The organism is Curtobacterium sp. MCBA15_013 (assembly GCF_001865095.1).
Taxonomy (GTDB): domain Bacteria; phylum Actinomycetota; class Actinomycetes; order Actinomycetales; family Microbacteriaceae; genus Curtobacterium.
In genome coordinates, this window is sequence record NZ_MJGQ01000001.1 from 193,077 (window position 1) to 210,642 (window position 17,566).

The 17,566-nt window shown below is 72.7% G+C and carries 16 protein-coding genes; 4 read left to right on the forward strand and 12 right to left on the reverse strand.

Annotated elements, in window-relative coordinates; all coding sequences use genetic code 11:
* Nucleotides 1-21: 21 nt before the first annotated feature.
* Nucleotides 22-1,164 carry a DUF475 domain-containing protein gene (locus tag BIV01_RS00955; protein WP_071301634.1) on the forward strand — a complete coding sequence of 381 codons (1,143 nt, stop codon included), beginning with the start codon at nt 22-24 and terminating at the stop codon, nt 1,162-1,164.
* Nucleotides 1,165-1,242: 78 nt separating this feature from the next.
* Here BIV01_RS00955 and BIV01_RS00960 read toward each other — a convergent pair whose 3' ends face one another.
* Genes BIV01_RS00960 through BIV01_RS00995 form a run of 8 tightly spaced genes read right to left on the reverse strand, consistent with a single transcriptional unit; the run spans nt 1,243 to nt 10,806 of the window.
* Nucleotides 1,243-2,013: an SDR family oxidoreductase gene (locus tag BIV01_RS00960; protein ID WP_071301635.1), complete on the reverse strand. Its 771-nt coding sequence runs from the start codon at nt 2,011-2,013 to the stop codon at nt 1,243-1,245.
* Nucleotides 2,014-2,048: 35 nt separating this feature from the next.
* On the reverse strand, nt 2,049-3,623 hold the full coding sequence (locus BIV01_RS19575; RefSeq protein ID WP_071301636.1) for an ATP-binding cassette domain-containing protein: 1,575 nt from the start codon (nt 3,621-3,623) through the stop codon (nt 2,049-2,051).
* Nucleotides 3,620-4,510, reverse strand: a complete 891-nt coding sequence (locus BIV01_RS00970; RefSeq protein ID WP_083413685.1) for an ABC transporter permease — start codon at nt 4,508-4,510, stop codon at nt 3,620-3,622. The genes BIV01_RS19575 and BIV01_RS00970 overlap by 4 nt, the downstream gene beginning before the upstream one ends.
* Nucleotides 4,507-5,490 (reverse strand): ABC transporter permease, encoded by a 984-nt coding sequence (locus BIV01_RS00975; RefSeq protein WP_070418892.1) that lies wholly within the window; start codon nt 5,488-5,490, stop codon nt 4,507-4,509. Before BIV01_RS00975 ends, BIV01_RS00970 begins: the two co-directional genes overlap by 4 nt.
* Nucleotides 5,487-7,046: an ABC transporter substrate-binding protein gene (locus tag BIV01_RS00980; RefSeq protein ID WP_071301637.1), complete on the reverse strand. Its 1,560-nt coding sequence runs from the start codon at nt 7,044-7,046 to the stop codon at nt 5,487-5,489. The genes BIV01_RS00975 and BIV01_RS00980 overlap by 4 nt, the downstream gene beginning before the upstream one ends.
* Before the next feature lie 39 nt (nt 7,047-7,085).
* Nucleotides 7,086-8,408: an NtaA/DmoA family FMN-dependent monooxygenase gene (locus BIV01_RS00985; RefSeq protein WP_071301638.1), complete on the reverse strand. Its 1,323-nt coding sequence runs from the start codon at nt 8,406-8,408 to the stop codon at nt 7,086-7,088.
* Nucleotides 8,405-9,748 (reverse strand): LLM class flavin-dependent oxidoreductase, encoded by a 1,344-nt coding sequence (locus tag BIV01_RS00990; protein ID WP_071301639.1) that lies wholly within the window; start codon nt 9,746-9,748, stop codon nt 8,405-8,407. The genes BIV01_RS00985 and BIV01_RS00990 overlap by 4 nt, the downstream gene beginning before the upstream one ends.
* The gene (locus BIV01_RS00995; protein ID WP_071301640.1) at nt 9,745-10,806 is read right to left on the reverse strand and encodes an LLM class flavin-dependent oxidoreductase; all 1,062 of its coding nucleotides are present in this window, start codon (nt 10,804-10,806) and stop codon (nt 9,745-9,747) included. Before BIV01_RS00995 ends, BIV01_RS00990 begins: the two co-directional genes overlap by 4 nt.
* Before the next feature lie 136 nt (nt 10,807-10,942).
* On the opposite strand from BIV01_RS00995, the gene BIV01_RS01000 reads away from it, so the two are divergent.
* From BIV01_RS01000 to BIV01_RS01010, 3 genes are all read left to right on the forward strand, one after another.
* The gene (locus BIV01_RS01000; RefSeq protein WP_071301641.1) at nt 10,943-11,752 is read left to right on the forward strand and encodes a DUF427 domain-containing protein; all 810 of its coding nucleotides are present in this window, start codon (nt 10,943-10,945) and stop codon (nt 11,750-11,752) included.
* Nucleotides 11,753-11,883: 131 nt separating this feature from the next.
* The gene (locus BIV01_RS01005; RefSeq protein ID WP_071301662.1) at nt 11,884-13,464 is read left to right on the forward strand and encodes a Na+/H+ antiporter; all 1,581 of its coding nucleotides are present in this window, start codon (nt 11,884-11,886) and stop codon (nt 13,462-13,464) included.
* An 80-nt stretch (nt 13,465-13,544) separates the two neighbouring features.
* A complete protein-coding gene (locus BIV01_RS01010) occupies nt 13,545-14,882 on the forward strand; it encodes an MFS transporter (RefSeq protein ID WP_217642524.1) in 1,338 nt (445 codons plus the stop codon).
* Nucleotides 14,883-14,955: 73 nt separating this feature from the next.
* Here the strand turns inward: BIV01_RS01010 and BIV01_RS01015 are convergent, their stop codons facing one another.
* From BIV01_RS01015 to BIV01_RS19580, 4 genes are all read right to left on the reverse strand, one after another.
* Complete coding sequence (locus BIV01_RS01015; RefSeq protein WP_071301642.1) at nt 14,956-15,495, reverse strand: DoxX family protein; 540 nt, start codon at nt 15,493-15,495, stop codon at nt 14,956-14,958.
* Between the two features lie 104 nt (nt 15,496-15,599).
* Nucleotides 15,600-16,412 carry an aquaporin Z gene (aqpZ, locus tag BIV01_RS01020; RefSeq protein WP_083413686.1) on the reverse strand — a complete coding sequence of 271 codons (813 nt, stop codon included), beginning with the start codon at nt 16,410-16,412 and terminating at the stop codon, nt 15,600-15,602.
* A gap of 83 nt (nt 16,413-16,495) precedes the next feature.
* A complete protein-coding gene (locus BIV01_RS01025) occupies nt 16,496-17,059 on the reverse strand; it encodes a hypothetical protein (RefSeq protein ID WP_071301643.1) in 564 nt (187 codons plus the stop codon).
* Nucleotides 17,056-17,566 (reverse strand): DUF6286 domain-containing protein (locus tag BIV01_RS19580; protein WP_175473604.1); only part of this gene is annotated, 511 nt, incomplete at its 5' end. The genes BIV01_RS19580 and BIV01_RS01025, both read right to left, overlap by 4 nt.

Genomic DNA, 17,566 nt, shown 5'->3' on the forward strand with positions numbered 1-17,566 from the left:
CCGACGGTGCTGGATGGGCTGATGGCCACGAGATCGCTCCTGACCGTCCCCCTGCTCACCACCGTTGCAGCCGCCGCCCTGGCGTGGTTCGTGCTCGGTCCGGCCGCCGCGCTCGCGTTCGTCGCGCTCGCGCTCCTCGAGATCGCGATGGCGGCCGACTCGTCGGTCCCGATGGCCGGCATCGCGTCGCGCCTGCACTCCCCCGCACGGCGGCTGTTCCTGTCGCTCGGCATCGTCGCTGGTGTCCTCGCGATGCGGCTGCTGCTCCCACCGGCCGCGGTGGCGGTCGGCGACGCGACCGACCCGGCGAGCTCGGTGGGCGAGGCCGTGTTCGCACCGGGCTCGTTCTCGGCGCACCTCGCCGAGGTGCGGCCGGCCCTCGCCGCCTTCGGCGCCGCGTTCATCTGGCTCGTGTTCGCCGAGTACCTCTTCAACACGGACCGCGCGTCGCGTCGGTCCTGGCTGGGCCGACTGGAGGCGCGGCTCGCCCGGGTCGCCCGCCCTCGCGTCTGGTCGCTGGTCACCGCCGGCGCCGGGGTGCTGCTGACCTCGGTGCTCGTGGGGGTCGACGCCGGGTGGTCCCCGCCGACGCTGCTGCCGGTGGTCCTCGGCGGGACGATCGGCATCGGCGCGTACCTCGGGTCGAAGCGGATCGCGGCGTGGGCGCTCCGGAGCACGGACGGGACCGACACGGCGTCGATCGGGACCGGGAGCGGCGCCTGGCGGATCCACGCCTACGCCTCGACGGTCGTCTTCGAACGCGGGCTCGTGGTGTTCATGCTGTTCGAGATCCTCGACGGGGTCTACAGCCTGTCCGGCTCCGGTGTGCTCGGCGGTGACGGGCTCGGGGCGCTCGAACAGGCGGCCGTGGCGATCGCCGCGATCGGGGTCGGGGCGGTGTTCCTCGCGCGCCTGACCTCGCGGCTCGACGAGGCGTCGGGGCTGAAGCGGCTCCGGTACCTCAAGGCGGGGGCGGCGTACGTGCTGGGCATCCTCGCGGTGTTGCTGTGGACGAGCCTGCTCGTGCCGATCCCCGGCGTCGTCGTCGGGTGGTTCGGCAGCGTCGTGATCGGCCTGGCGCTCGCGACCTCGCTGCCGTGGGGTGCGTGGTGGCGCCGGGCGCGGCGGTCGTTGCCCGGTGGGGCGCGCGCCGCGCGGGGCTGAACGGTCCGCCCCGCGGCAGACCCGCGCCGTCGAGGACTCCTTGTGCGCGCGGAGCCGCACCGTCCCTCCTGTCCGGTGTCAGCCGCGACCGACGAACGGCATGGCGGTCGGCATGACCGTCAGGTTCGGCACGTTCGTGCCGGCCGGCATCCCGGCCATGTACGCGACCGCTCGGCCCGTTTCAGCGACGTCCATCGTCGGTTCGGAGCGGATCGAGCCGTCCGCCTGCATCGTCCCGTCCGCTGCGCCCGACCCCATCGTGGTGGCGGCGTTGCCGATGTCGAGCTGCCCGCAGGCGATGCCGAACGCCCGACCGTCGAGCTGCAGCTGCTTCGTCAGGCCGGCCACCGCGTGCTTGGCGACCGTGTAGGGCGCGGAGAGCGGACGCGGTGCGTGCGCGGAGATCGAGCCGTTGTTGATGATGCGGCCGCCCTGCGGTGTCTGGGTCCGCATGATCCGGAACGCCTCGCGGGCGCAGAGGAACGAACCCGTGAGGGTCACGGCCAACACCTCGTCCCAGGTGTCGAGCGTGATCTCGTCGAACTGCGTCGCCGGCGCCCCGGTGCCGGCGTTGTTGAACAGGAGGTCGAGTCGGCCGAACCGCGCGACGGTCTCGTCGAAGAGCCGTCGGACGTCCGCCTCGACCGAGACGTCGGCGATGACCGGCACGATGCGCTCCGAGACGGCCGCGACCTCGTCGAGCGGGCCACGCCGCCGTCCGGCGACCACGACCGTCCACCCGTCGCCCGCCAGCGCGAGTGCGGCGGAGCGGCCGATCCCGCTGCCGCCGCCGGTCACGACGGCGATGCGGGAGTCACGCGCGGGGGCGGGGGTCGTGTCGTCGCTCATGGCGGCACGCTACCGCGGACGTCCGTCCCCGTGCGTCATGCGTCGACCACCCCGTCGGGCACCGGTGCGACCAGGCCCGCTCGCCGACGGAGGTCGAACGCGGCCGCGACCAGCTCTCGCGTGAGCGGGTGCCGTCCCGCGTCGAACAGCTGCTCGGCCGGACCGACGTCGACGATCCGCCCGGCGTCGAAGACCGCGATCCGGTCGGCGACGCGACGCACCACCGCGAGGTCGTGCGACACGAAGACGCACGTCGTCCCGGTGGTGCGCTGCAGGTCGAGGACGAGGTCGAGGATCCGCGCCTGCACGGACACGTCGAGCGCCGAGGTGGGCTCGTCGCACACGACCAACGGGACGGGACCGGCGAAGGCCCGGGCGATGGCGACGCGCTGCTTCTGTCCGCCGGAGAGCTGCGCCGGCCGGCGGTCGAGGACCTCGGCGTCGAGTCCGACCCGGGCGGCGAGGTCCTCGGCGCTGCCCTCGCCACCGAGCAGTCGGATCGCCCGGCCGAGCACCTGGCGGACGGTCCGCCTCGGGTTGAGCGACGCGTCGGCGTTCTGGAACACGACCTGCACGGGCGGGGTCCGTCGCCCGGGGCCGTCGCCCGCGGCGGAGGCAGCCGTGGTCACCGTGCCGTCGTACCGGACGAGACCGGCGAGGGCGCGCCCGAACGTGGTCTTGCCGGAGCCGGACTCCCCGACGACGCCGAGGACCTCGCCCCGGTGCAGGTCGAGGTCGATGCCGTCGAGGGCGACCGCACCGTCGTACTCCTTGCGGAGGCCGCGGACCGACACGAGCACGTCGTCCTCCGTGGTGCCGCGTGCGGCCTTGCCCGCGGTGATGTCCGGCAGCGCCTCGACGAGCTGCACCGTGTACGGCTCGGACGGCGCACCGAGCACCGTTCGGGCGGACCCCTCCTCGACGAGCACGCCGTGCCGGAGGACACCGACCCGCTCGCAGTGCGCGGCGACGAGCGGCAGGTTGTGGCTGATGAGGAGCGTGGCGAAGCCGGTCTCCTCGCGCAGTTCGTCGATCAGCGCCATGATCCCCGCCTCGACGGTGCTGTCGAGGCCGGTCGTGGGCTCGTCGAGCACGAGCAGCCGCGGCCGGGAGACCAGGGCCATCGCGATCGCGACGCGCTGCTGCTGCCCGCCGGACAGCTCGTGCGGGTACCGGACGCCGATCGTGTCCGGGTCGGGCAGGCCGACGCGGGTGAACGCCTCGACCGTGCCGGACTCGGCCTCGGCCCGCCCGGACCCGGTGGCGCGGAGCACCTCGGCGACCTGACGGCCGACGGGCATCGTCGGGTTCAGCGCGAGGCCCGGCTCCTGGTGCACGACCGCGACCACGTCACGCCGGAAGCGCCGGAGCCGTTCGCGGCGGAGCGTGGGGACGTCCGAACCGTCGACGACGATCGCCGCCGCCGAGACGTCGGCATCCGGACCGAGCGAGGCGGTGAGGGTCCCCGCCACCGTGCTCTTGCCGGAGCCGGACTCGCCGACGAGGCCGTACGACCCGCCCGCCTCGATCGTGAACGACACCCCGTCGACGACCCTGACACCGCGGTACGCGACGGTGAGTCCCTCGACCCGGACCAGCGGTTCGCTCACTCGGCGACCTCCTTGAGGTTGTCCGCGATGAGGTTCGCGGCGACGACGATCGACGCCACGGCGACGCCCGGGAAGACGACCGTCCACCAGGCGGCCTGCAGGTAGGCGCGATTCGCGTTGATGTCGAGGCCCCAGTCGGCGGCCGGAGGTTGCGACCCGAGGCCGAGGAAGGACAGCGACGCGGTGATGAAGATGGCGGCACCGAGGCTCAGGACGGCCTGCACGACGAACACCCCGACGACGTTCGGCAGGAGCTCGGTGAGCATCGCCCGGAGTGCGCTCTCGCCCTGGAGCCGGGCCGACTGCACGTAGGACTTGCCCATCTCGACGAGCACTGCGGCACGGACGATGCGCGCGATGCCCGGTGCGAAGAGCACGCCGACGATGAGCACGAGCGCCGGGGTCGAGACGCCGAACGCCCCCACGAGCACCACCAGGAAGATGAGGCTCGGCAGCGCGAGGAGCACGTCGAAGAACCGCATCAGGGCGGTGTCGACCCAGCCGCGGTGGAAGCCCGCGACGAGCCCGAGCGTGCCCCCGAGGACGGTCGCGAGCGCGGCACCGAACGGGCCGATCACGAGCGCCGGGCGGGCTCCGGCCGCGACCCGGGCGAAGACGTCGCGCCCGAGCGAGTCGGTGCCGAACCAGTGCGCCGCACTCGGCGCCTGCAGGAGTTCCCCGGTCTTCGCGAACGGCTGCAACCCGAGCGCGTGCCACCCGACGGCGAGGACAACCCACCAGACGAGGACCGCGACCGAGACCAGGAACGTCGGGCGACGCAGCAGCGCGCGCCAGCCACGGCGGGCACGGCGCGACCCGACGGTCTGCTCCGGCCCGGTGACGACCGGGGCGTCGGTGGCGAGGGCTCCGGGGACGACGGCGGTCATGCGGTGACCCGCCGTTCGAACCGGATCCGGGGGTCCACCACGACGAACAGGAGGTCGGTGAGCAGCAGCGCGCCGAGGGACAGCGCTCCGGCGAGCATCACGCCGCTCTCGAGCAGGAGCGCGTCCTTCCGCTCGGCGGCCGACACGAGCAGCGCGCCGAGCCCCGGGTACGAGAAGAGCGTCTCGACGATCACGCTCCCGCCGAGCAGGGTGCCGAGGTAGATCCCGAGCACCGAGAACGTCGGGATGAGCGCGTTGCGGACGACGTGCCGCCGGACGATCTGACCGGTCGTCAGCCCCTTCAGCACCGCGGTCCGGTGGAACTGCGACCGGATCGTCTCGATGACGCCGGCCCGCACCATCCGGGTCAGGACGGCGAGGTACGCCAGGGCCAGCACGACCGCCGGCAGGGTGAGCACCCGGAGCCGCTCGCCGAACCCCGCGTCGAGCGCCCCGGACGCCTGCACGGGCACGACGCGGAGCCAGACCGCGAAGACCAGCAGCAGGACGATCCCGACCACGAACTCCGGGATCGCGGAGACGGTCAGCAGGCCCACCGTCACGGCACGGTCCGACCTGCGCCCCTGTCGGTAGGCCTGCACGGCGCCGAGCACGAGGGCGACCGGCACCATGATGACGAAGGCGTACGCGCCGAGCAGGAGCGAGTTGCCGAGCCGTCCGAGCACCAGGTCCCGCACCGGCTCGGAGTACACGAAGCTCGTGCCCCAGTCGCCGGTCACGAACCCGCCGATCCAGTGCAGGTACCGGCTCACGAGGGAGCCGTCGAGTCCGTGGTCGACGTTCCAGGCCTGCACCTGCGCCGCCGTCGCGTACTGCCCGAGCGCGTTCCGACCGGGGTCCCCCGGGACGACCTGGACCAGCCAGAACGTGAGGATCGAGACCACGACCAGGACGAGCGGGATCTGGACGACCCGCTGGCCGACGAGGGACAGCAGACGACGACGGCGCGCGGTGCTCATGACGAGGTGACCCCGATCCCGCGGAAGTCGAACCCGCCCGGGAAGTCCTGCCCGGACCGGAAGGTCCCCGTCACGCGCTTCTGCAGCAGGATGCTGCTCGACGCGAACGCCGGCACGATCACCGGCAGGTCCGTCCACTCGATCGTCGCGATCCGGTCGGCGAGGTCCTGCCGCTCGGACTCCGACGTGGTCGACTCGTACTGGTCGACGAGGGTCTCGAGCTCCGGGTTCGAGTACTTCGACGCGTTCCAGGCGGCGCCGGACCGGTAGATCAGGTCGACGTACTGGGCCGGCAGTCGCTGCGCCCAGTTCGTGATCGTCACCGGGGCGTTGAGCCACGGCGTGTCGGCTCCGTCGGCGTAGTACTGCGCGCTCGTGAGGACCTTGAGCGTGACGTCGAACCCGCCGACGGCCTCGAGCTGCTGCTGCACCACCTGCGCGAGCGCCTTCTCGGCGTCGAGCGTGGTGATCTCGAACGACACGGTCTTGCCGCCGAGGAGCTCCCGCACCTTCGCCGCGTCCTGCGACCGCTGCTCGAGGCCCTTCGGCTGGATCGCGGAACTCGGGAAGAACGTGGTGTCGTTGCCGACCTCGGCGTTCCCGCCGTAGACCGTCTTGACGATCTCCTTCCGGTCGAGCGCCAGGGCGAACGCCTCGCGGACGTCCGGGTCGTCGAACGGCGCCTTGGTCACGTCGAGGAAGATGCCGTCGAACTTGTTGTAGTACGGCTTGGTCTCGTTGTAGTCGGAGGCCTGCAGCGTCGAGGTCGCGGTCGGGCTCGACGCGATCTGGTCGATCTCGCCGCTCTGGAAGGCCAGCAGCTGTGCCTGGTCGTCGGCGTAGAACTTCACGTCGACCTTCTCGAGGTCGACGTCCTTCGCGTCCCAGTAATCGGGGTTCTTCGTGAACGTCGCGCCCTGTCCGGCGGAGTACTTCGACAGCACGAACTGGCCGGCACCGACGGGCTGCTTCGCCCAGTTCGTCGATGCTGTGAAGCCAGCGGGCTGGATCGTCGTGTTCGAGCCGGTGAGCAGGTAGGGGAAGTCCGCGTAGGGCTTGTCGAGCGTGAACTCCACGGCGGAGTCGCCGTCCGCGGCGACGGAGCCGAGGATGCCCTCGAAGCTCGACTTGCCGGGCGACTGGCTGTCCGTGCCGATGATCGAGTCGAACGTCGCGACGACGTCCTTGCTCGTGAGGGCGGCGCCGTCCGAGAACTTCAGGCCGTCGCGCAGGGTGACGGTCCAGGTGCGCCCGTCGGACGAGGCCTTCCAGGAGTCGGCGAGCCGGCCCTCGAGCTTGCCCTGCGCGTCCTGGCTGAGGAGTCCCTCGGATGCCAGCCCGACGATGAACATCGCGTTGTAGTCGGACGTGGTGAGGGGGTTGATGGTGCTGTCGGGCTCCTGGAGGCCGAGCGTGTAGGTGCCGGCGTCCGACGAGCCGGACGAGGCGTCGCCGCCGGACGAGCACGCGGCGAGGGTGAGGGCGAGGGCGGACGCGGTGGCCGCGAGGGCGAGGCGCTTGAGGCGACGCCGCCGCGACGTGAGGTCGACGGTCATGGTTGGCTCCTGGGGTTCGGGGTGCAGGGGGTGGTGCGGTCAGCGGTGCGCACGGTCGGGCACGCGGGGGTGTCCGAACCGCTCGCGCAGGGTGAGGTCGTCGTACGTGGTGGCGGTCCGGCCGCGGCGCTGCAGCTCGGGCACGACGTGGTCGACGAAGCGGTCGATGCCACCCGGCAGGTACGGGAACTGCACGATGAAGCCGTCCGCTCCGCCGTCGTCCGCGAGTTCCTCGAGCCGGTCGGCGATCTCCGGCCCGGTGCCGGTGAGCAGGCTCCGCCGGTACGACCACGAGTAGACGTCGCGGGGCGTCGCCGGCCCGTCCGCGAGCAGGCGCTCGACCGCGGGCTTCGGCGACCGGGTCTCGTTCGAGGTGTCGAACTCCTCGGCGTAGTCGAACGGCACGTCGACGTCGCGCCCGGACAGGTCCTGGCCGAGCTGGTGCGACACGTCCTCGAGGATGAGCGCGTCCGGGGTGAGCGCCAGGATCGCGTCCGCCTCGGCCCGGGCGTCGGCGGCGGTCTCCCCCACGACCGGCATGACCGAGGGCATGATCTTCACGGCGTCGGCAGCGCGACCGTGCCGGACTGCCCGGGCGCGCAGGTCGTCGACGAACCGACGGACGTCGGCCGCGGACCCACCCCGCGTGAACACGGCGTCCGCGGTGTCGGCGGCGAGCTCGAGGCCGGACTCGGAGCCGCCGGCCTGGAACAGCAGCGGGTGGCCCTGCGGCGGCCGGGCGATGTTGAGCGGACCGCGCACCCGGAAGAACTCCCCGTCGTGGTCGAGCCGGTGCAGCCCGTCCCGGTCGGCGAAGATCCCGGACGCGGCGTCCGCACGGATCGCGTCGTCGTCCCAGCTGTCGAGCAGACCGTGGACGACGTCGACGAACTCGCGGCCGCGCTCGTACCGGCGGGAGTGGTCGATGTGCGCGTCGCCGCCGAAGTTCCGGGCCTCTTCGTCGTATCGGCTCGTGACGAGGTTCCACGCCGCGCGGCCCCGGCTGATGTGGTCGAGGGAGGCGATCGTCCGCGCCACGTGGTACGGCTCGTTGTAGGTGGTCGAGACCGTCGCCGCGAGCCCGATGCGGCTGGTCACCTGGGACAGCGCCGCGAGCAGGGTGAACGGCTCCGGGCGGAGCGCGCCGTAGTGGTCGACGCCCGAGGGGTACCGGTCCCAGAAGTACAGGCCGTCCGCCAGGAACAGCGTGTCGAAGAACCCGCGCTCGGCGCTCTGCGCGATGTGGCGGTGGTGGCCGATCGTCAGGTGCTCGGTCGGCCGCGAGGACGGGTGCCGCCAGCCGGTGACGTGTGCGCCGCCGGGGTGGAAGGCGAACGCACCGAGCAGGATCCGGTCGCTCATGCCGAGACCTCCGCCGTCCGGAGCGTGCTCGCCGGTCGCGCCAGCCCGAGGTGCTCGCGCAGGGTGTCCCCGCGGTACGTGCGGTCGTACACGCCGCGGCGTTCGAGCTCCGGCACCACCTGGTCGACGAACCGGTCCACGCTCACCGGGATCGACGAGAACGCGAGCATGAAGCCGTCCGCGGCGTCCTGCTCGTAGCGCTCGGTCAGCCAGTCCGCGATCTGCTCGGGTGTCCCGGGCAGGAACCGGCGCCGCAGGATCGTCCGGTAGACCTCGCGCAGCGTCGTGGCGTCCGCGGCGATGCGTCGGATCGACTCGAACACCGACTTCGACTGGGTGATCGACGACTCGTCGAAGACGTGCTCGAACGGCGCGTCGAGCGGCCGGTCGGACAGGTCGGTCTGCAGGTAGTGCGAGAGCAGGTCGAGCGAGACGCGGTCCGGCGTGAGCTCCTCGATCTCGTCGAGCTGGCGCAGCGCGTCCGCCTCGGTGTCGCCGATGACGGGCGACACGGCCGGCAGGATGAGCATCGACGACGGGTCGCGGCCGTTGTCGACGGCTCGGCGCTTGTAGTCGGCGTACAGCGCCTGCGCGTCGGCGAGCTCGTCCTGCCAGAGCGTGAACACGCCCTCGGCCTTCGCCCCCGCCAGCGCTCGGCCGGCCTCGGACGCGCCGGCCTGGAACAGCACCGGGTGTGCCTGGGGCGGACGGGCGATGTTGAGGGGTCCCCGCACCCGGAAGAACTCCCCCTGGTGGTCGAGGACGTGCAGGCCCTCGCGCTTGGCGAAGTACCCGGACTGCTTGTCGTGCAGGAAGGCGTCGTCGTCCCAGCTGTCCCAGAGTCCCTGCACGACGTCGACGAACTCGGCCCCGCGCCGGTAGCGCACCGCGTGGTCGAGGTTGGCGTCGCGCCCGAAGTTCCACGCCTCTTCGTCGGAGGCGCTCGTGACGAGGTTCCACGCGGCGCGGCCCTCGCTGAGGTGGTCGAGCGAGGCGAGCTTCCGGGCGACGTGGTACGGCTCGTTGTACGTCGTCGACACCGTGGCGGCGAGTCCGATGTGCTCGGTCCGTTGCGACAGCGCGCCGAGCAGCGTGAAGGGCTCGGTGCGGATGTTCACGACGTGGTCGATGCCGGAGTCGAACCGGTCCCAGACGTAGAGCTCGTCGGCGATGAAGAGCGTCGCGAACCCGCCGCGCTCGAGCGTCTGGGCGAACCGGACGTAGTACTCCACGTCGAGGTACTGCTCCGGTTCGCTGCCGGGCAGCCGCCAGCTCGTGACGTGTTCACCGCCCGGGTAGAAGACCATCCCGCCCAGCACGAGGCCGCCGTCGCGCGTCATGCCGTCACCGCCTCTCGTGTCCGTGCCGGTGCGACCGGCCCCACCGTCGCCCCGATGCGTGGCGCGACGTCCTCCGCGAAGAGCGCGAGGGCCTCGCGCCGACGCTCCTGGTCGGCGTAGCCGTGCTCGACCTGCACGTTGAGCTGCGTGGCGTACCGGGAGTACGGCTTCGACAGGATCGACTCGGCGATGTCCTCGGCGGTGCCGTAGTGCAGGTTCAGCGACGCGGCCTTCTCGGCCAGGGTCGACGCCGGGGGCAGGAACGACTCGCCCCACGCGTACTTCGCCTCGATGCCGGCACGGGCCTCGCGCAGCGCCGTGGCACGGTCACGGGCCGGGTAGATCGCGGTGGAGAGCGCCACCCGCGGCACCGCGCCGTCGGGCAGCGCGTCGAGGTAGGCGGCGGCGGTGACCTCGGCCGGTACCGTCTGGGTGGTGCCGACCAGGACCCCGTGTCCCCGGGTGGCGGCGATCGCAGCGCTGCCGGCGGTGAGGGTGGCGTCCCAGAGCCGGTCCAGCAGTGCGCTGCCGTCCGGGTTCAGTCGGGCGCTGCCGGTCCCGAGCGGCTCCCCGCGGAGCGCACCGAGCAGCGTGTCGAGCTGGGCGTCGAAGGCCGCCCGACGTGCCTCGTGCTCGGCGTGGGCGAGGTCCGGCGCGAAGACGTCGAGCGTCTCCGGGCCGCCGCCGTTCGCGACGCCGAGCTCGACCCGGCCGTCGCTGAGCGCGTCGAGCACCGCGGCGTCCTCGGCGACGCGGACCGGGTCCTCGTGCGGGAGCGTCACCGCACCGAGTCCGAGCCGCAGGGTCGAGGTGCGCTCGGCGAGGGCGGCGAAGAAGACGAACGGTGACGGCAGCCCGCCGCGGGTCGGGTCGTCGTCGTGCCGGAAGTGGAACTGCCGGACCCACGCGCTCTCGTACCCGAGTCGTTCCGCGGCGGCGAACAGGTCCAGCTCGTCGCGGTACGCCCGGCTCGCCGGCGGCGCTTCCGTCCCGTGCGAGAACACCGCGATCCGCAGTGGCACCGAAGCCACGCGGGCGGCCCGTTCGACGTGCGTCATGGAACACTCCCTCGTCAGTGGAGTGATGCAAACACGCACCACCGACGGTCCACGAGCGGCGACGTAACGGAGCGTTGCGCGACGTCACACAACGTAGGAGTGCGCACCGACCGCGTCCGAGGAGCATGATCGCCCCGTGCCGCAGCCCGCCGAATCCGACACCCTCCGCCGTCGTCACCCCGCCCTGCCGGACCACCTCACGTGGGAGCCGAGCAGCCGCTGGGTCCGCGCGGTCGTCGACGGCCTGACGGTCGTCGACACCCGTGCGCCGATCCTCGTGTGGGAGGCCGGCCACAAGGTCCCCGAGTACGGGATCCCGCGAGCCGACGTCCGCACCGACCTCCTGTCGCCGGCGGACGACGCACCCGCACCGGGTCGGTCCTGGCGCCCGGTCCGACCGGCCCGACGCTGGTACCACCTCCGGCTCCCCGACCGCGTCGTCCCGCACGTCGCCTGGTCGTGGGACGACGACGGCCTCGACGGGTGGCTCGGCGTCACGTGGACCCCCGGGGTCCTGGACGCCTGGTACGAGGAGGACGAGCGCGTCATCACCCATCCCCGCGACCCGCACAACCGGGTGGACGCGCTCCCGAGCAGCCGGCACGTCGTGGTCCGCGACGGCGACCGGGTGGTCGCCGACTCCCGTTCGCCCGTCGCCGTCTACGAGACCGGCCTGCCGACGCGCTGGTACCTGCCCCGCGAGGACGTCCGGTTCGACGAGCTCGTCGCCACCGACACCGTCAGCGAGTGCCCGTACAAGGGCCACGCGACCGCGTACTGGGGAGTCCGGCGCGCGGACGGCACCGTCGAGGACGTCGCGTGGTCCTACCCGGACCCCTTCCCCGCGGTCGCCGCCGTGCGCGACCGCGTCGCGTTCTGGGGTGAGCGGGTGGTCGTCGAGGTGGACGGCGTCCGCGCGTCGTCCGCGGTGGACCTGCGCGTCTGACGGACTGGAGGCGCGGGTCGGGCCCGACCCGCGCCTCCCGTCCGGCACTGGTCGCGACCACCGCCCGGCGCGCGTGTGCGCTGTCAGCGCCCACCGCGTTGACTGGGGTGTCGGTCGATCGAGGAGTGCGTGTGCTGGGACCTGAACTGGTGGTCGTGCTCGGCCTCGCCATCGCCCTGACGGCGGGCATCGCCGACCGCATCCGGGTCGCCCCGCCGGTGCTGCTGCTCGTCTTCGGCGCGCTGCTCGCCCTCGTGCCCGAGTTCGCGGGTGTGCAGCTCCCCGCCGACGCCGTCCTGCTGCTCTTCCTGCCGGCGCTGCTGTACTGGGAGAGCCTGACGACGTCCCTGCGCGAGATCCGGAAGAACCTGCGCGGCATCGTCCTGATGGGCACGCTGCTCGTCGTGGTCACGGCCGGGGCCGTCGCCGTCCTGCTCCACCTGCTCGGCCTGCCGTGGGGCCCGGCCTGGGTGCTCGGTGCCGCCGTGGCACCGACGGACGCCACGGCCGTCGGGGTGCTCACGAAGATGCTGCCGCGCCGGAACGTCACGGTGCTGCGTGCCGAGAGCCTCGTCAACGACGGCACCACGCTCGTGGTCTACGGGATCGCCGTCGCGGTCACGGTCGGCACGCAGGAGCTCACGTTCTGGGGTGTCTCGGGCATGCTCGCGCTGTCCTACCTCGGCGGCGTGGCAGCCGGGCTGGTCGCGGCGTGGCTCGGCACGCAGGTGCTCCGGCGCGTCGACACGGTCGTCCTCGAGAACCTGGTGACGCTCCTCGTGCCGTTCGTCGCGTTCCTCGGTGCCGAGGCGATCGGGGCCTCCGGCGTCCTCGCGGTCGTGGCCGCCGGCATCGTGGTGAGCCAGGTCGGTCCGAAGCTCGACCGCGCCGAGACCCGTCAGCAGGTCCGTGCGTTCTGGTCGTTCCTGACGTTCCTGCTGAACGGCGCGCTGTTCGTGCTCGTCGGCATCGAGGCGATGGTCGCCGCCCGTGCGCTGGAGCCCGCCGAGCTCCTGCGCGCCACCGGCGTGATCGCCGCGGTGTCGATCGCCCTCGTGCTCGTGCGGTTCGCGTTCCTCAACGCAGCCGGCGGCACGGTGTGGCTCGTCACCCGACGGTCCGGCGGAGCACCGCGCGAGGGCCACCGGGACCGGCTCGTCAGCGGCTTCGCCGGGTTCCGCGGGGCGGTGTCGCTCGCGATGGCCGTCGCCGTGCCCCGGACACTCGAGTCCGGCGCGGCGTTCCCCGACCGGGACCTCATCGTCTTCGTCACCGCCGGGGTCGTCGTCGTCACGATCGTCGGGCAGGCGCTGGTGCTGCCGGCCGTCCTCCGCCGGGCCGCGCTGCCCGAGGACGAGTCGGTCGGCGAGGAGCGCCGCTACGCCGAGCGCACCGCGATCGAGGAGGCGCTCGACGCACTCCCCCGCCTGGCCCGCTCGACCGGCGCGGACCGTGCGACCGTGGAGCGGGTGCGGAAGGACTACGAGGCGCACCTCGACGTCATCCAGGCCCGCGAGGAAGAGGACGACGACCACCCGGCCCTGCAACGGCACGACACCGCGGTCGCCCTCGAGCTCGCGCTGGTCCGGCACAAGGCCGCGACGCTCCTGCGGTTGCGGGACGCCGACGAGATCGACGACCTCGTGCTGCGGCAGGTGCGGTCGGGGTACGACGCGGAGGAGGCGCGGTTGAGCGGCACCACGACAGTCTGATCCCGAGCCGCCCGAGCCGGGTCGACGGGTTCCCCGACAGGGCATCCCCCACGCGTCGACGATCCACGACCATCGGAGACGTGCTCCGCCCCACTGCTCCGCGCCTCGCCCTGCTCCTCGCCGCGCTGGCGTTCTTCCTCATCACGCTCGACGTCCTGATCGTCACCGTCGCGCTGACCCGGATCGGCCGTGAGCTGGGCGGCAGCACCGCCGGTCTGCAGTGGGTGATCGACGCCTACACGCTGCTGTTCGCGTCGCTGCTGCTCTTCGCCGGCAACCTGTCCGAGCGGATCGGAGCGGGACGCGCGATCGGGTGGGGCACCGTCGGGTTCCTCGTCGCCTCCGCAGCCTGCGCACTGTCGCCCACGCTCGGCGCCCTGATCGCGGCACGTGCCGCCCAGGGAGCCGCGGCCGCGGTGATGCTCCCGGCGTCCATGGCGCTCGTCCGCGAGGGGTTCCCGGACGCCCGCGAACGGGCCCACGCCCTCGGGATCTGGGCGGTCGGCGGCGCTGTCGCGGGCGCGGTCGGTCCGCTGCTGGGCGGACTGCTCACCACGTTCGACTGGCGGCTCGTGTTCGCGATCAACCTGCCGGTGTGCGTCGCGATGCTCGTGCTGCGCTCGCGGCTGGCACCGTCGGTGACGCGGACGGCACGGTTCGACCCGCTCGGCCAGGCGCTCGCGCTCCTCACGCTGATCGGCCTCGTGTACGGCCTGATCGAGGGCGGGGCCGAGGGGTTCGACACGCCACCGGTGGTCGGAGCCCTCGTCGTCGCTGCGCTCGCCCTCGTCGGGTTCCTGATCGTCCAGGCGCGCGGTGCGCACCCGATGATGCCGCTCGACCTGTTCCGGTCGTCGAGCATGCGGATCGCCCTGGGCGTCGGGTTCGCGTTCATGGTCGGCAACTTCGGCAGCGTGTTCGTCCTCGGTCTCTTCCTCCAGCAGCACCTCGGCCTCACCCCGCTGGTCGCCGGCCTCGTGTTCCTGCCGTCGGCGGTGGGCAGCGTCGTCGGCAACGTCGTCAGCGGCACGCTCGCGAACCGGCTCGGCACGCGCGTCCCCGTCGTCGCGGGGCTGAGCTGCATGGTGGTCGGCCTGGTCGTCGGGATCGTCGCCGCGCCGACGGGATCGGTCGTCGCGGTCGCGGTCTGCTCGATCCTCACCGGCGTCGGCGGCTCCGTCGCGATGCCACCGGCGACCTCGATCGTCCTCGCGAGCGTCCCCGCCGACCGTGCGGGCACCGCCAGCGCCGTCTTCAACACGTTCCGTCAGGTGGGCGGGGCGGTCGCGATCGCGGTCTTCGGCGCGTTCCTGGCCGATCGGGCGCACTTCGTGACCGGGATGCAACTCGCCTTCGCCCTCGCGGGCGTCGTAATCCTCGCCGCCGCCGTCGCGGCGGCCCGCATCCGCAGTGCGTGAGGCACTGGTCGCCACCGCCTGACGGACGGGAGGCGCGGTGCCGGCCGGCACCGCGCCTCCCGTCCGTCAGGTCCTACGACTCGTCGGCAGCCGCCGGTTCCGAGGCGAGCGCCTTCCGACGCTGCGCGACCTGGACCGCGATCGCCACCGGGACCGCCGCGAGGGCGAGTCCCCGCAGCCACGGACGGTCGAAGACGTGGCCGGACGCGTGGTCGAGGGACACCGGACCGGGGCCGCCGAGGGCGAACATCGCCGCCGAGAAGCCGAGGAACGCCGGGAACTCGAACCCGCCGTCGGCGTTGAAGAAGCCGTTCGGAGTGTGCACGCTCGAGGCGACACCCATGGTCGTCGCGGCGCCCGCACCGGCGATCGGGGTGGCCAGGCCGAGCGCGAGGGCGGCACCGGAGCCGGCCTCGCCGATCCCGGCCAGGACGGCGTTGCGGCGGCCGGGCCGGAAGCCCATCTGGTGCATGCCCTGGGCGGTGCCATCGATCCCGCCGCCGCCGAACGCGCCGAAGAGCTTCTGGGAGCCGTGCGACACGAGGACGGCGCCGAGGGCGATGCGGAGCAGGGTCTTGGCGGTGACGGAAGCGGTCGTGGTGCGTGCGCTCATGCGTTCTCCCGGTGGTCGGTGGTCGGTGGTCGGTAGCGGTTCGCAGAACGTACGCCCCACCGGTCCGGTGTGGACCGGCGGGGCGTCCCGCGATGCGGCGGTCGTCAGCTGGTGAGCTGGCGTCGACCGCTCACGCGGACGATGACACCGGCGACGACGGCACCGACGATCGGGGCGACGATGAAGACCCAGAGCTGCGCGAGCGGTGTCGCCCCGCCGTAGACGGCGGCAGCGATCGAGCGCGCCGGGTTCACGCTGGTATTGCTGATCGGGATGCTCACGAGGTGGATCAGCGTCAGGGTGAGCCCGATCCCGAGCGGTGCGACCGCCTGGTACTCCTTCTTGGCGGTGATCGAGAGGATGACGGCGATGAAGACACCGGTCAGGACCGCCTCGGCGAGGAACACCGACCCGAGGCCGTACCCGCCGGGGCTCGCCGATCCGTACCCGTTCGAGGCGAAGCCCCCGTCACGAGCGGCCGCGAACGCCCCAGGCTTGCCGGAGAGCACCGCGGCGATGATGCTCGTCGCGGCGAGCCCACCGACGATCTGGGCCACGATGTAGCCGGCGACGTGGCGAGCATCGGTGCGGCCCGCGGCGAGCAGACCGAGTGTGACCGCGGGGTTGAAGTGGCCGCCGGAGATGTGCCCGACGGCCGAGATCCCCGCCACGAGCGTGAGACCGAACGCGAGGGCCACGCCGAGGTAGCCGACGCCCTGCTGGTTGTCCGTGGCACTCGGGACGTTCGCGGCGAACAGCGCGGTGCCGACGCCGCCGAGCACGAGCAGGAACGTGCCGAACAGCTCGGACGCGTACCGGGCCACCGGCGACCAGGCGGCCGCGTCCTCACGGCGCTGCTCGGACGTGGACTCGCTGACGGGTTCTTCCGCGGCGCGGTCGTGGTTGCGGTTCGCCATCGTGGTGTTCTCCGTTCGGTGCGGGTGTCGGTGTTCTGACGGGTCGTCGGTGTTCCGGCCGGTTGTCGGTGTCCTGACGGGGGTCAGTGGACGCGGGTCTTCTTGGCGAGGGTGGAGCGGGTGCCGCCGGTGAGGTGGACGAGGACGGGGATCTGCCGGCCGAGGGTGCGGTCCAGGACGGTGATGGCCTGGTCGACGGCGGTGAGGACGGTGACGGCGTCGCCGCCGCGGCGGACCGCGACGCGGATGCGTGCGGCGCGTTGCCGGCGGACGAGGTACGTGTCGACGCGGGAGCTGATGACGTCGCGGACGCCGTCGAGTTCGTGGTCGACGACGTCGCGGACGAGGGCGACGTTGACGGTGACCTGGTCGTCGCCGGAGCGTTCCCGGACGGCGACGGACGTGCCGCCCCCACCGCGGGTGAACACCCACACCAACGCCAGGACGATCACCACGGCGCAGGCCGCGACGATGATCCACAGCGACGACGCCGGCACGCTCAGCCGGTTCGGGAGCGTCGCGTAGGGTTCGACGGCGTCGCGGACGGCGGGCAGGACGCCCGCGCCGATGGTGATGCCGACGATGACCGCGACGAGGCCGAGGACGAACAGGATGATCCGGTTCAGGGTCCGGTTGCTCTTGGTCATGCGAGGGTTCCCTTCTCCTCGACCGTGACGCTGACGCGTCGGCCGAAGCGTTCGTCGAGCCCGGAGAGGCGGTCCCGGACGGCGTCGCGGATGACGGCGTCGTCGACGGGGATCCCGCTGACGGGCACCACACGGACCGTGGTGGAGCGTCCGCGGGCGGTCGCGGAGGCGTTGCCCTCCGGGACCCCGGCGGCCATCCCGGCGGCGTTCGCGGCGGTGGAGGCGAGGATGCGGGTGTCGATGACGACGGCGCCACGGTCGTGGTCGATGACGGAGCGGTGCTGCCGGCCGGGCTTCAGGGCCAGGACGATCAGGACCACACCGAGGACCAGAAGGACCACGGCGATGACCTCCGCGATCGTGACGAACGCGGCGTCCGGGCGGAGCGCGGCGTCGACGACGGTCTGCGGGTCGGCGAGCAGCGGGGGCCGGCCGATGGCGGCGAGGACCGCTTCGGTGCCGATCCACGCAGCGACCAGGGCGAGGACCACGAGCGACACCGCCACG